Origin of the sequence: Vibrio aestuarianus (assembly GCF_028858425.1) — a bacterium.
GTDB lineage: Bacteria > Pseudomonadota > Gammaproteobacteria > Enterobacterales > Vibrionaceae > Vibrio > Vibrio aestuarianus.
In genome coordinates, this window is record NZ_JAKNYQ010000002.1 from 122884 (window position 1) to 137114 (window position 14231).

Sequence of the window (14231 nt, forward strand, 5' to 3'; positions counted from 1 at the left end):
AATAAATTACCTGTGGATGAAAAACTTGTTGCAATTTTTACATTTATAACCATGTTTGAATGGAAATAACGGAAAGCCAATAAGAATAAAAATAGCAAAAGCAAGAGACTTCCCCTTTGTGAATATTACTATTTCATTGCTATTACAGTCGTTGCAGCTGACGTTGTCATTCCCACTGTTGTCTGAAAATACAGCATCAACGTCATTTGAATAATCATGTGTCAGTATGGTGTTTGCTTTACCAAAATCTTGTTCAAATACCCACAGCTTTACTCCTCCTATTGCATCAGAGTAGAGCCACTGAGAATTTATGGTGTGTTCATAAGTTAAATGACAATCGATACCAAAAGAATGAAGCTTAGCTTTTGCTATATATGCCTCATGCGTAAAGGAATATCTAGAAACAATAACCATGACTAATAAATTATGACTTCTATCAATTCACACTCGGGGCCTGGTAAAATCGCATCTTCTGGAGGAGTAATACTTGGGTCACCATAAATAATCCCTATAAATTAAATATTTTATCCATTATCACTGATTCCAATATATAGGTGAACATATATGTATCACTGATGTGATGTATTTTTTAAAAGTTTTGTTTACTTGGCTTAATTTATAACTGTTTTATTGATTTTAATGTAGATCTGTAATTTATGAATAATGCAGAGACCGATTTTCATCATAGGTATCACCCATACTTTTTTGGGGCGGGGGAACCGCTTGCAGCGTTGAGAACTATTTTATAGTAAGTGATGGAGTCCATTACTTACCTTCTCCTTTCCTTAGTTTTTGTTTATTAAATATCTTGTCAGTTAAGAATTCACCGTACATTGCAAAGACATTCTTAGCGCTTCAATGTCGCACGTGGTAGGCGCTCTGGTGCATACTGTTGTGTTTGGTTGGTGATTGTATCTATATGTGGAATGGATTCTTTAACCAGATAAAAGCTTACCAAAGCCTGGATTATATAAAAATCTACATTTTAAGAGAGTAGTGTTAAGACATTAATTTTCGAAAATTTATAATGTGATTTTTGGTGATTTTAAGTGATTTAAAATGATGTTGAATATTAACTTGCGACAGGATTATTTGTTTTTTGATAGTGTTGTTAATAATGTTTTTCACATAAAGTTAATATTTGTTCATTATTTTTTACAAGTTACTAAGGATGTTATGACGTGAAGGGTTTAAGTAGATTTTTTTTGTTGGTTAGTGTTTTATTTTCATCTTGTGTTTTTTCAGAAAGCATTATTCATTCATCTAAGAAAGGAGTGGAGTCGATTATTCCATATAGAATGGAGTTTTTGATACATTTAAAATCTCGAGTTGAAGTTTACGGGGATATATTTTTAACCTCCATCAATGGCCAGCCGACGATGCAAAAAATATGGTCAGTAGATAGTGATCAAAATAACCGAGATTCTTTTGAGTTAGCAGTTCATTCTCAATCTGTATTCAGTGAGGTTAATCTCTCTCCCAATAATAGTTTTACTCTGCGTGGAACTCTTTTTAATAAAAATGCTCCGAATGGTGATAATGTGTTGTGTCATTTTAAAGAGGGAGTTTTTATTACAGAAGGTCAAATAGGTAATAGACTTCGTAATGTATTTGAGGCACCACATCGTGATTGTGATTATCTTCGCTTGCAGGTTTTTTCCCCTGTGGATTTCAACGGAACGCTACCACCAACAGCCGATGAACATGATTACATATTCCCAGAACATCTTGAAGACTATGTTGCTGGTACAAGAGTATTAGCAAGAGATGGCCATATTTATCAGTGCAAACCATTCCCGAACTCTGGTTACTGTGTTCAGTGGAATGAATATTCTAATCAATATGAGCCAGGTTCGGGTTCTGATTGGAATATGGCTTGGGATAAATGGAATTAAAGCCAGTAGTGGCTATGGTTGAAAACTAAGAGTTCAAGCCCACTTTTTTCAGCGGTGGTTATTATTTGGTTTGAATAAATTTGCTATAGGTACTTAATCGGCCATTGATATATTCAATACCACAATGAATATTTTGTTGCGTATTACCAACAATTTGGTATTCAACAATAAACTCACCGCTGATAACTTTAATAAATAAGAAACCATCGTTAACCTTCCATAAACCTTGCAGTTTTTTTTCACTAAATAGATCTTGCTCAACCAGCGTACCGTTAGGTTTGAGATGCAATGTAGAAGAGAAACCATCAACGTTTACTTTGACCCAAGGTTGCTGGTGCGCTTCGTAACTTAGGATTTTACGACGACATTTTACCCACTCTTTCAGTTCTTGTTCTTGTGTTGGAGTCAGTACTGGGAGATCTTCCATCTCTAAAAGAGTGTGATGTTTTTCGTACCAGAATAGTTGTAGATGAAGTAATTTCATTATTTAGTCGAGAATTATGCATCAAGGTGTTAGGCAGGGGGCAACTCTGCGTGATTGTCTTGGTGATGTCAATGGTCTTAAGGAAAACGTACAGCGCTCTCGGGGGAGGGAGCGCTGTACAATCCCTAGTGGGGATAAAATAGGCCCTGCGGTGAAGGACCTCGGAGCATGTTTTTGTTAAGTTATTTACAGGTTGAACAAACGTGGTAAGTCAGCAAAGTCGCAAGCTTGGTTTAGCCTGGCTTGGGCAACTCGAATATTGTGTTTCCATTGATCATCGTGTGCCCACATTTCAATGACTAATGGTACGACACACTGTGTTGCTTTTAAGGTATGGAAAATAGCATCGAAGTGAACCTCTCCCTCACCAATGACCAAATCTCGAAACTGCCCGGGAAACTCAGACGTGACACAATAGGTATCTTTAAGGTGGATTTGCGTGATGTGGGGCATACTCAGTGCTAGTTCTGTGCACACATCATAATTCCAACCTGAAATATTTCCAACGTCAGGATAAGCCGTAAAATAAGGTGACTGAATATCTCGGTTGAGAATTTCAAATTTACTGAGTGAGTTAAGGTAGTTTGTATCCATAATCTCAACAGCTAACATCACCCCAGCTCGTTCCGCCAGTTTTGCCGCATGACGCATGCCTTCAATAAAACGTTGATGTGTTGCTTTATTCGCTGGTTCGTAATAGACGTCATAACCAGCTAATTGAATGGTGCGTATACCCAATTTGTAGGCTAAGGTGATGGCCTTTTCCATGTGCAGCACTGCTTGTTCACGAATGGTTGGATCGGCTGAGCCAAAAGGAAACTTGCGATGTGCGCTTAAACACATCGACTGCAATGGTATTTGGTACTGTTCACATAAGCGGCGTAGCGTATAAATAGTATCGTCATCCCAGTCTAGGCGACGGCGGCGTTCATCAGATTCATCAACCGATATTTCGAGAAAATCGAAGCCAAGTTCTTTGGTTGCTGACAGTTTTTCTTCCCAGTTAAAGGCGTTAGGCAACGCTTTTTCATACAGCCCAACGCGATGACGTTGTAAGTGTTGATACATAACGCCTCCTAGTTCCAGAAACGATCGATTTGAGCGCGTAGTGCTTCAGCTGTTGCTCTTCCTTTTTCACCCGCAAGTGCGCGTCCTGCAATGAAAGTTTTGGCTTTGATGCCTTCGAATAAGTAAAGATCTTCAGGTACGATACCGCCAGTGATGGAAAGCTCTAAACCAAGCTCAGACAACTGACGCATTTTTTCTAGATCTTCATTGGTCCAACTGATTCCTGCCAATTCAGCATCTCTTGAACGATGATAAATGGCTTGTGTGATGCCTAAATCAACCCACGCTTGTGCATCTGCGAAGGTCCAGTTGCCGTAGATTTCAATTTGAATTTCTCTACCCAGTTCATCGGCAATATTTTTACACGCCCCAATGGTCGCTATGTGTGCTGCGGCTGATACGGTGATCCAATCGGCACCGGCTTCAAATGCCATACGAGCCAAAATAGCACCGCCATCGGTGGTTTTCATATCACAGACTAAGATATGATCTGGATGGTTGTTGCGCAGGGTTTTTACGGCGTTCATTCCTTCAGCAAAGGCGAGAATCGTGCCTACTTCAATAACATCAACAAAGCTTTCTACGTTTTTTGCTACTTCAATAGCGGAGATAAGATCAGTTTGGTCTAAAGCGATTTGGATCATTGGTTTGGTCATGATATTTATCCTTGAATTTTGTCACGTATCAGACGGGCAAGCCCATCGTGGTTATTGTTGGTTGCACAAATGAGTTTGGCGTGTGATTTGACTGTGTCATCGGCGTTGTGCATTGCTACACCAAGCCCTGCATACTCAAGCATGGAAATGTCGTTATGGTTGTCACCCACCGCCAGAACATGGTTGGCGTGATAACCAAGGTCGGCGACATATTCCGCAAGACGCAGCCCTTTATTGTTACCTTTTGCAGCAAAGTCGACTCGGTTTGACCAAGAACGTTCTCCGTTGAATTTTTCTTTAACCCACGCTTGTTGCGACAATCGTTCAATGGAACTTGGTAACCCTTCAACCACAAATTTCCAGATGAACGGCTCTTGTTTGGCTCGAGTACTGAATGAATCGATTTTTTCGATCTTTGGCCGATGTTCCGCAGGGTACTGGCTTGCCCATTTCTCCAGTGCTTGCATGTATGCAATCGGGTTACAGTTGGAATAGGTCATCGCATCGGTAACGTACATCACCAGTTTCATTTGAAACTCTTTGGCCAGTGAGAGAAACGTTAATGCATCTTGTTTGTCGATCGCGTTGTGTTTGAGCACTTGATCTTTTTGATAATCATAAATATACGTACCATTACAGCAGATAATAGGTGTGGTTAAGCCAAGCTCTGAGTAATACGGTTTTGCTGCCGTATGATGGCGACCGGTAACTATCACTACATGGCAATGCTGCTGCGCCTGTTGAATGGCCATTTTGACTTCGGGATGGATGGTGTGTTCATCCGTCAAGACGGTGCCATCAAGATCCAATGCGAGGACTTTATACATAGTGATTACCTTTGCCCGTAATAGGCGTTGTCGCCATGTTTACGCAGGTAGTGCTTATCAGACAGCTCTGGTTGAATCTTGATACCGCTATTAAGTGAACGGGTTGCTAACGCCATCGCAGAGATCTCTTCCAGTACTACCGCGTTATGCACTGCATCATTGGCATCTTTACCCCATGAAAATGGGGCGTGTCCTGCCACGATGACACTCGGAACCGCCATTGGGTCAATATTCCGATGTTTGAATTCTTCAATGATCACCAGCCCAGTGTTTTGCTCATAGGGACCAGAGATTTCATCGTAAGAAAGTTTGCGAGTGCAAGGAATATCACCGTAAAAATAGTCAGCGTGCGTGGTACCTAATGCTGGAATATCAATTCCGGCTTGAGCCCAAATAGTGGCGCTGCGCGAGTGTGTATGCACCACACCACCAATGCTTGGATATGCTTTATATAGTTCGATATGGGTGGCGGTATCGCTGGAGGGGTTGAGATGACCTTCAATGATATGACCATCGAGATCGACGACAACGATATCGTCCACTTTCATGCCATCGTATTCAACACCCGAAGGTTTAATGGCGATGACACCAAGTTGGCGATCAATCTCAGAGACGTTGCCCCAAGTAAAGGTCACTAAACCATATTTGGGTAGTTTGAGGTTTGCGTCGAGTACTCGCTGTTTCAATGCATTGTACATAATATCCTCACTAAGCCATTTGAGCTGCTAAAGCTTCATCAATCACTTTATAAACATCATCTTTGCTACGGCAACGGCGCAGTTTGTCGAGATCGACACCGCTTTCGCTTTCTTCATCGTCAAGCACTTGTGTTACTTCCATCAACCCTTCCATATGCTCATCAGAAGAGCTTCCCGCCAGTGTGATCAGCACATCGACAGGTTCATCTTCACCATCAAAATAAATCGGTGAGTCGAGTGTCACTAAGGCAAATGCGGTTCTAATGACACCATTTTCAGGGCGTGCATGGGGCAGGGCAAGGTTTGGTGCAATAACAATATAAGGGCCTAATTCTTCAACACTGCTGATGATGGCATCGTGGTAGCGTGGGTCTATCGCACCGGAGGCGATGAGCATATCGGTACCGATTTTGATCGCTTCTTTCCAGTTGTTAGCTGATGCTTGCAGTTGAACCGAGTTGTTATCGATTAATGACTGTTTGAGTCCCATAATTCTATCTCCAGAGGTGGTGCCAGTCGGGCTGGCACCTATTGTTTTTGTATTGAGTGGGTTATTTCAGTGTCACAAAGTTTTTGTCGATAATATCGAGTAGTTCATCACCGAAAGAGTTCGGGTTAAGCATGTTTTGTACACCGAGTACAAATTTGCCGTCACCGGGTTCCATCTCTCCAGATAGATGTTTTGACGATACAATGATGTCGGTTGAGGCCAGTTTTGACTTGTAGTCAGACACAGCACAGGAATCCATGACGTGTGGAATCCCTTTTTTCTCTAAGTATTTGCCAATTTTCATTTTCATCATCATCGAAGAACCTTGGCCGTTACCGCATACCGCTAAGATGCTGACAGGGCGAACACCATCACTCGCTTTAATTGCTTGCTCTACCGCCGCCATTACTTCTGGCTCTTCGGATACTTGCACCATGCCTTGTGCGTCTTCTTCAGCACGAAGTTGTTTCGAAGCAAAGAACATGTACACACCAGCTAGCGCTACAAGGACAAAGAAGAACAAGTTAGACGCTGACAAACCTTGCATAATAGGAGGGAATACCAATGCCCAGTCAGCCATGCCCATCCAACCACTAAACTCTGTACCGTGTTGGTTGAAGATATGAATAGCCCAAGCAGAGCCAACCACTTCGATAACACCCATCACAAAACAGATCTTCATTACTGCGCGCCAGCCGCCAAAGTGGTTGGCGAACACACCAATCGTTGCGTTAGAGAAGAACATCGGGATAAAGCCAGGAATGATCATGATTGGCGCATCAAATGCCAACATCGCAAGAACCGCGGTAAATTGGCCGATAGCACCCCACATGAAACCAAATACCATCGCATTGGGTGAAAAGGCATAGATAGCGGCACAGTCAATGGCTAGTACCGCATTAGGGATCACGCGTTCTGAAATGCCTTTGAACGCTTCAGAAAGTTCAGCCACAAACATACGCACGCCTGCGACAATGACTTGAATGGCTACCGCAAATTTCAGGCCCGTTTCAAGAATGTAGATAGACCAGTGGGTCTTACCTGCCATTTCTTGTAGGTTATCCAAGCCAAAAGAGAGCAAGATAATGCCGAAAAATACCGTCATCACGATGGCTGTTGCTGCGATGCTGTCATGGAAAATATGCAGCCATTTAGGCAATTCTAGGTGATCAACACTTTCATTTTTATCACCTAATTTCGGTGCCACTTTAGTGGCGATCCAAGAGGCAACTTGTTGTTGGTGACCAATCGAGAAGCCTGCGCCACCCGTGACCGCTTCGGTTGGTTTGAACATGATGTTTGAAGAGATCCCCCAGTACAATGCCATCAGTACTGCGGAATAGATGATGGTTTCCCACATGCTTGTGCCTAGCACTAGGTAGAACACTGCTATCAACCCAGCTTGCTGGAACATGATGTGCCCGGTAAGCATAATGGTGCGGATGCCCGTGTATCGGCGAAATAGGACCAGAAGAATGTTGATGCCGAGTGCAAGAAGAACGGTATAGCCTACCCAAGAGTAGTTATCACCCATGATCTCCATAGTTGCCATCATTGATGTATAGGGATCAATCACTGACCCGGTCAAACCGTGATATTCGGACAGCTTAGCAATCACAGGTTTAAAACCTGCAACCAATGTGCCTGCTCCGACTTGCACCAACATAAAACCAACGATGGTTTTAATTGATCCTTTGATGATGGTGGTCGCGTCTCTTCTTAATAACCAGTATCCAATTAAGGTGACTAAGCCTAGCAGCAAAGGTGCTTTAGTCATGACTTGGCTATAAAAAATGTAGAAGATATCGTACAAGAACTCCATATCTTTACCCCTTGATTATGTATTTGTAGTTATGTTTATTCCCGTCTTACTAGAAGCTGGGTGTAGGTTCGAGTGAATAAATCAGATTGTTTTGATCTTATTCAGTTTTTGCTCACGAAATAGACTTTACCAATCAAAAGTAATCATTCAATGCTCATTTGTGATTATTTTGATTTTTATCAATTTTGCCGTTAAGCGAAAGTATTATTTGATACACAGGTCACTAAAAAATATTTATTTCAATTTAAATCAATGACTTATTGTTTCTTGTGATCCGATAGGAAATTTTATCTGCATAGTGTTTGACATAATATGGTCTGAGAAATAGAATCAAAACAAATCATTAATAGTCACCAAGTAATCACTTGATGAAAAAATAAGGTGATAACCATGAACGAAGTACAGAGACATAATGAAATCCTGTCTTTGCTAGATAACATGCGCACCATTAATGTCGCGCACATTATCGACAAATTTAACGTGTCGCCTGCGACGGCAAGGCGTGACATTTCGAAACTCGATGAACTAGGTAAGTTAAAAAAGGTTCGTAATGGCGCAGAGCGTTTAGAGATTAAAAAAAGAGCTTGGACTCCGCTCAATATTGACAGTACGGATCATTTCCATGAGAAATCAAATGTAGCGATGGCTGCGGCAAAGTTGTGTAAACCCGGCGATAGCGTGGTGATCAACTGCGGCTCAACCGCTTTCTTGCTTGGGCAAGAGCTATGCGGCCAAGATGTACAAATTGTGACCAACTATTTCCCGCTCGCGAGCTATCTCATCAATGAAGATCATGACGATGTGATTATCATTGGAGGTCAATACAACAAAGCTCAGAATATTTTCCTAAACCCCGCACCGGATGCGTTAGGTGGTTATGCTGGCCATTGGATGTTTACCAGTGGCAAAGGTTTAACGGAAAACGGCTTGTATAAAGCCGACATGCTAACTGCCGTGGCAGAGCAACAAATGCTTGAACAGATTGGCAAGCTGGTTGTGGTGGTTGATAGTTCAAAAATTGGGCAGCGAACTGGTATGTTATTTTGCTCGGCGAACAAAATTGACATTGTGATTACGGGTAAAGATGCCAACCCCGATGTCATTGAAGGACTTCGACAGCAAGGAATAGAGGTCATGCTCGTGTAGATGACGTTTATTCTCTAACCCATTCTAATAAATAAAACATTGGCTCAGTGTCTTAATTTCAGATTAAGACGCTTAGCTCCCTACATCCTAAAAATTGTCTAACTTATTGTGAAATAAAAGGTATTGTTATGAGTAATGTGAATGAAATTACCCGCGAGTCATGGATTCTTAATACATTCCCAGAGTGGGGAACATGGCTAAATGAAGAGATCCAAAATACGGTTGTGGAAGCCAATACTTTCTCGATGTGGTGGCTTGGTTGTACTGGTGTATGGCTGAAAACAGAAGGGAACACCAATATTTCTATCGATTTTTGGTGCGGAACCGGTAAGAAAACGCAAAAAAATGCATTGATGAACCCTCAGCACCAAATGATGCGTATGGGCGGGGTGCGAGAACTGCAACCTAACCTCAGAACTTCGCCTTTTGTGATGGACCCATTTGGTATTAAAGAGATTGATGCGGTGCTAGCAACACATGACCATGCTGATCACATTGACATTAATGTTGCGGCAGCGGTATTGCAGAACTGTGGTGAGCATGTGAAATTTATTGGCCCGCAAGCTTGCGTCAATTTATGGCTGGGTTGGGGAGTACCAGAAGAGCGCTGCGTTGTTGCGAAAGTCGGTGATTGTATTGAAATTGGCGATATGAAAATTAAAGTGCTCGATTCGTTTGACCGAACTGCTCTGGTTACTTTGCCTAAAGGGGTTTCGTCTTACGACAAAGCGATTTTAGATGGAATGAATGATCGCGCCGTCAACTATTTAATCGAAACCACTGGTGGTTCAATTTATCACTCTGGTGATTCTCATTACTCTAACTATTACGCTAAACACGGTAATGAATATCAAATCGATGTGGCTTTGCTTTCTTATGGTGAAAATCCACGTGGTGTGACCGATAAAATGACCGCATCTGATATTTTACGTGCGGGTGAATCATTAGATTGTGAAGTGGTGATCCCATTCCATCATGATATTTGGGCGAACTTCCAAAATGACCCGCGTGAAATTGAAGTGTTGTGGCAAATGAAGAAAGATCGCCTGCAATACGGTTTTGCCCCGTTCTTCTGGCAAGTTGGTGGTAAATATACTTACCCGACAGATAAAGGTCGCATGCATTACCAACATTTTAGAGGCTTCCGCGATATCTTTGTTGATGAGCCAGAATTGCCATATAAAGCGTTTCTATAATGTAACCAACAAGAGGCCGAATTCGGCCTCTTTTCTTTTTCCTATTCTAACCCACGGATTTCAGAAGTTGCTATCATTTCTAAGTCATCACGTAGAGAATGGTAGGTAACAGTAATACGTTGTACTTAAAGGATTACTTGCTCTATTTGTGCTGGTGGTTGATAGTGCAAAATGGTCATTGAAGTTGGTGATTGCAATAATTCATTTTCAGCATGACCGGGCTGTACATTGCGCAGGTTGGTGTCACAAATGACTTGCCAATTTTGGTCGCGATCACTAGGGAGGGTAAAGCGAGCCGGTGCGTTAGTTTGGTTAATGAGATAAAGCATTTCCGCTCCGTCTGTACCAATGCCCATATGCAGAGCAACCGAACTTAATCGATTCCAATCATCATGCTCCATTAAAGTGCCATCAACACGACGCCAGAAAATGCGGTTACAATTTCGTTCCTCGCCACTAAACGCGCGAATGAAGGGCACCATGTAGGTTTGGCGTGCTGCCACCATCTCTGCTAGCCAGTCTTTAAAATAGGTTTTTCGCTCGGTCATACTCCAATTGAGCCAACTGATCTCATTGTCTTGGCAATACGCATTGTTATTGCCTTGTTGGGTGTGTGAAAGAACATCTGCACTCAGAATGTGTGGAATACCAAATGCAAAAAGCAGGCTGGCCATCATATTACGTTTTTGCTTTTCACGCGTGGCGATGATCACCATATTCTCGGTTTCGCCTTCAGTGCCATAGTTGTCTGAACGGTTATCGCCGTGCCCATCTCGATTTTGCTCACCGTTCGCTTCATTATGCTTGTGTTTATAAGAAACCAAGTCCTGCATGGTGAAGCCATCGTGATAGGTAATGTAGTTAACTGTGAGTTTATATGGCCAATTTGCTGCGCTATAAAGGTCACGAGAACCCATCAAACGGGTAGCAAATTCTTTCAGGTAACCTTGGTCACCACGCCAGAAGCTACGTGTAATATCACGCAGTTTGTCATTACATTCGTTCCAGCCGAGTGGGAAATTACCCACTTGGTATCCGTTAGGCCCAATATCCCACGGTTCAGCGATAAGTTTGATGTGTTTTAAAATAGGGTCTTGGGCTACGGCTTTGAAAAAAGCGGCATCTGGGCTGAAGTTATCGCCATTACGGCCAAGCGTTGCCGCGAGATCGAAGCGAAAACCATCCACTTTATACTCGCTAACCCAGTAGCGTAGTGTGTCCATGACAAGGTTAAGCGCTGGTTGATAAGAAAGATCAACCGTATTACCACAGCCAGTAAAATTCGCGTAATGCTGGCCATGCTTAAGGTAGTATTTAGGATCGAGTGCTTTTAAATTAAACACTGGGCCATCTTCGCCACCTTCAGCTGTGTGGTTATATACCACGTCTAATATCACCTCAATACCGTGTTTATGCAGCTCTCGTATGGTCGTTTTTAGTTCAATGACTGCATCATTTTGGGCATAGCGTGGATCGGGTGCCATAAATAAGTAGGGGTTATAGCCCCAATAATTCACTTTTCCCATATCTAAAAGATGAGGCTCATGCATGCATGCGGCAACAGGTAGAAGCTGTAATGTGGTGATATTTTGTTGGCGATAAAATTGCAGCATTTCATCGCTAACCAAACCTAAATACGTTCCTCGCAGCATTTTAGCAATCTCAGGATTGCATTGCGTCACCCCTTTGACATGCGTTTCAAACAAAACCGTTTCATCGCGTGGAATATTAGGTTTAGTGCTAGATTGCCAATCAAAGCGATCATCAATCACGATACATTTCGGCAACTGAAAACTTTTTTTGGAACTAAAAGGGGTTTTGTAGTCTAAGTTTTTGTCTATCGCTTTTGCGTAGGGGTCTGAAATATAGTGTGGCTCTTCTTCATTTAAGATTACATACCCATATTTCTGACCTGCTTTTACGTTTGGTATATAGGTGTGTTGGATACCTGCATATTCATTGTCTAATGCATGTGTTGCGTAGTTACCCTCATCATCAAAGAGTGCGAGTAAAAGTTGTTTATTAGCCGGAGCATAAATAGCAAAGTTACAACCCGCTTCGTCAACGGTTGCTCCTAATGGGTGAGGGCTAGAAATAGTACTTTTCATAAGGTTATCTTTATTGTTATGTCGCTTCACATCGTCGTCGGTTTAAGTAAAAAGCTTTGTTGTTACTAGGTCAAGCGTCTAATGAATAAAATGTCGATGTAATTTTATTTCATTTTCATTGCCTAATTGTAGTGAAATAGTGATCAGCTATGCATTTTGTATTCCCTTTTGTCAGAAGTAATTGATCTCCTCCCCCTGAAATACGTGATCGATGATTCAAAAACACCATACTGTAAAATTTCTCCTCCTTTCTCCTCCCCCTTAAATAACTTTAGGGTGGAGGAAGCCATCCCCTTACGCCTTTAGTAATCTTCTCACCGTTGAAACAACTGGGGACCTAGTCCCGTCTTACCTCTTCTTTTGGGTTCTATCTGTCAACTGCCTTGCAGGTTCCAATAGGAGAAGAGAGAAAGTTTTAAATATTGTCCGTAATTAAAATTTTCCAATAAATATAAATCGTCCTTAATGGAGTTAAGAATGAAAAAAGTAAGTGTAATTGCTGCCGCAGTGGCATCAGCATTGTTTGCCGGTTCCGTATTCGCTGAAACAGAAGTAGCGCTAGATGCAGTGTCTGGTGATAGTGCTGCACCAAAAGTAGAAAAAGTAAATGGTACTGATGTACTTAAAGATGGCTGGGAAGTGCACGGCTATGCTTCTATGAACTTCCGTATGGTAGATGGTGAAACGGTTGATACTGAATTTGGTAAGCCAGATTACAAAACAGCAGGGACACACGGTAAGAGCACTAACCAAGTTGAATTTGTAATCAAAAAGCATACAGAGCATGCAAACGGTGTTTGGTCTGACTTTGTTGTTCGTACTGAGTATGGTAATGGCAACTCATACGCATACTCTTCGCCAGGTAGCCAGAAGGCGAATGACACTGCCCAGTTTGAAGTAAAAGAGACTTTTGTTGAAATTGGTGGTTTGTCATATTTAGGCGAAGATACTTCTATTTGGGGTGGTCAACGCTACTTAAACCGTGCTGCAGGTCTACTTTCTGGTGAATTCTGGAAACAATCTTCAGGTGTTGGCGCAGGTATTCAAACTAAACTTGCTGGTAATACTGCTGGTTTTGCAGTAGTTACTGCTGATACTGATGGTGATATTAATAATGGGCCAGGTGCTGATGGCCGTGAGACGTTGATCTCATATGATTTATATTACTACGGTGTCGATGTTGGTTTTGGTAGCTTAGACTTTGATTTCAAATACATGGAACAAGCTAACAAAGACAGCAACGCTGATGATGGCTTCGGTGCTGCAATTACGCTAAATACTAGCTACTACGGCCTAGATGGTTGGACTCAGAATGCGATTGCTTACGGTAAAGGCGTAGCTCAAAACCGCGGTGTTAACTTTGGTAGTTGGTCTGGCGGTGACGACAATGCTGAGTCTATCTTCTTGACTTCTTACGGTGTGTTGAATATCTCTGAAAACTGGCAAATGGGTTCTGAAATAACTTATTTTGCAGCGTTGGATGAGTTGTTTGGTGCTGATGACTTGAAACGTTTTATCGTTGCGGTTCGTCCATCTTATAAAGTAAATGATAATTTACGTATCGAAATGACGGGCTCATATGCTCATGAAGAAGGTGCTGAAGGTTACTGGGGCCGTACTGGTGATGACGTAGAAAGCGATATTTTCAACGTGGAATTAGCCGCTGCATTTACGGTCAATGCTGATTACTTCGGTCGTCCACAAATCAAACCATACATCAGCTATATCTCTGCTGATGATGAAGCAAGTGCATCACAAATTGGCATCAAAGATGGCAAAAACGAAACAGTTATCGGTGTTCACACTGAAATCTGGTTCTAAATCAAGTAAACTTCAAGGCA

The 14231-nt window shown here is 42.1% G+C and carries 12 protein-coding genes and 1 pseudogene; 4 read left to right on the forward strand and 9 right to left on the reverse strand.

Annotated features, from left to right (window positions below):
- Positions 1 to 6: 6 nt before the first annotated feature.
- Positions 7 to 414, reverse strand: coding sequence for a DUF2007 domain-containing protein (locus MCT08_RS14255; RefSeq protein WP_274678713.1), 408 nt, complete (start codon positions 412 to 414; stop codon positions 7 to 9).
- Between the two features lie 1292 nt (positions 415 to 1706).
- Between MCT08_RS14255 and MCT08_RS14260 the strand changes: the two are divergent.
- Positions 1707 to 1895, forward strand: a pseudogene (locus tag MCT08_RS14260) (N-acetylglucosamine-binding protein GbpA); the annotation flags it as partial.
- A 61-nt stretch (positions 1896 to 1956) separates the two neighbouring features.
- Here the strand turns inward: MCT08_RS14260 and MCT08_RS14265 are convergent.
- From MCT08_RS14265 to MCT08_RS14295, 7 genes are all read right to left on the reverse strand, one after another.
- Positions 1957 to 2379: a hypothetical protein gene (locus MCT08_RS14265; protein WP_053311623.1), complete on the reverse strand. Its 423-nt coding sequence runs from the start codon at positions 2377 to 2379 to the stop codon at positions 1957 to 1959.
- 186 nt (positions 2380 to 2565) lie between these two features.
- Positions 2566 to 3447, reverse strand: a complete 882-nt coding sequence (locus MCT08_RS14270; protein ID WP_274678714.1) for an L-ribulose-5-phosphate 3-epimerase — start codon at positions 3445 to 3447, stop codon at positions 2566 to 2568.
- A gap of 8 nt (positions 3448 to 3455) precedes the next feature.
- Complete coding sequence (locus MCT08_RS14275) at positions 3456 to 4103, reverse strand: 3-keto-L-gulonate-6-phosphate decarboxylase UlaD (protein WP_053311625.1); 648 nt, start codon at positions 4101 to 4103, stop codon at positions 3456 to 3458.
- 5 nt (positions 4104 to 4108) lie between these two features.
- Positions 4109 to 4930, reverse strand: a complete 822-nt coding sequence (locus tag MCT08_RS14280) for a Cof-type HAD-IIB family hydrolase (protein WP_261916093.1) — start codon at positions 4928 to 4930, stop codon at positions 4109 to 4111.
- A gap of 5 nt (positions 4931 to 4935) precedes the next feature.
- A complete protein-coding gene (locus tag MCT08_RS14285) occupies positions 4936 to 5628 on the reverse strand; it encodes an L-ribulose-5-phosphate 4-epimerase (RefSeq protein ID WP_053311627.1) in 693 nt (230 codons plus the stop codon).
- Positions 5629 to 5638: 10 nt separating this feature from the next.
- On the reverse strand, positions 5639 to 6118 hold the full coding sequence (locus tag MCT08_RS14290) for a PTS sugar transporter subunit IIA (RefSeq protein ID WP_274678715.1): 480 nt from the start codon (positions 6116 to 6118) through the stop codon (positions 5639 to 5641).
- Positions 6119 to 6179: 61 nt separating this feature from the next.
- Entirely contained in the window at positions 6180 to 7940 is a 1761-nt protein-coding gene (locus MCT08_RS14295) for a PTS ascorbate-specific subunit IIBC (protein WP_168524341.1), read from the reverse strand.
- A gap of 390 nt (positions 7941 to 8330) precedes the next feature.
- On the opposite strand from MCT08_RS14295, the gene ulaR reads away from it, so the two are divergent.
- The gene (ulaR, locus tag MCT08_RS14300) at positions 8331 to 9086 is read left to right on the forward strand and encodes an HTH-type transcriptional regulator UlaR (protein ID WP_053311630.1); all 756 of its coding nucleotides are present in this window, start codon (positions 8331 to 8333) and stop codon (positions 9084 to 9086) included.
- A 128-nt stretch (positions 9087 to 9214) separates the two neighbouring features.
- Complete coding sequence (gene ulaG / locus MCT08_RS14305) at positions 9215 to 10282, forward strand: L-ascorbate 6-phosphate lactonase (RefSeq protein WP_053311631.1); 1068 nt, start codon at positions 9215 to 9217, stop codon at positions 10280 to 10282.
- Positions 10283 to 10407: 125 nt separating this feature from the next.
- Here the strand turns inward: ulaG and glgX are convergent, their stop codons facing one another.
- Positions 10408 to 12390, reverse strand: a complete 1983-nt coding sequence (gene glgX, locus MCT08_RS14310) for a glycogen debranching protein GlgX (RefSeq protein ID WP_274678716.1) — start codon at positions 12388 to 12390, stop codon at positions 10408 to 10410.
- Between the two features lie 477 nt (positions 12391 to 12867).
- Between glgX and MCT08_RS14315 the strand changes: the two genes are divergently transcribed.
- On the forward strand, positions 12868 to 14211 hold the full coding sequence (locus MCT08_RS14315) for a carbohydrate porin (RefSeq protein WP_176312278.1): 1344 nt from the start codon (positions 12868 to 12870) through the stop codon (positions 14209 to 14211).
- Positions 14212 to 14231 lie beyond the last annotated feature (20 nt).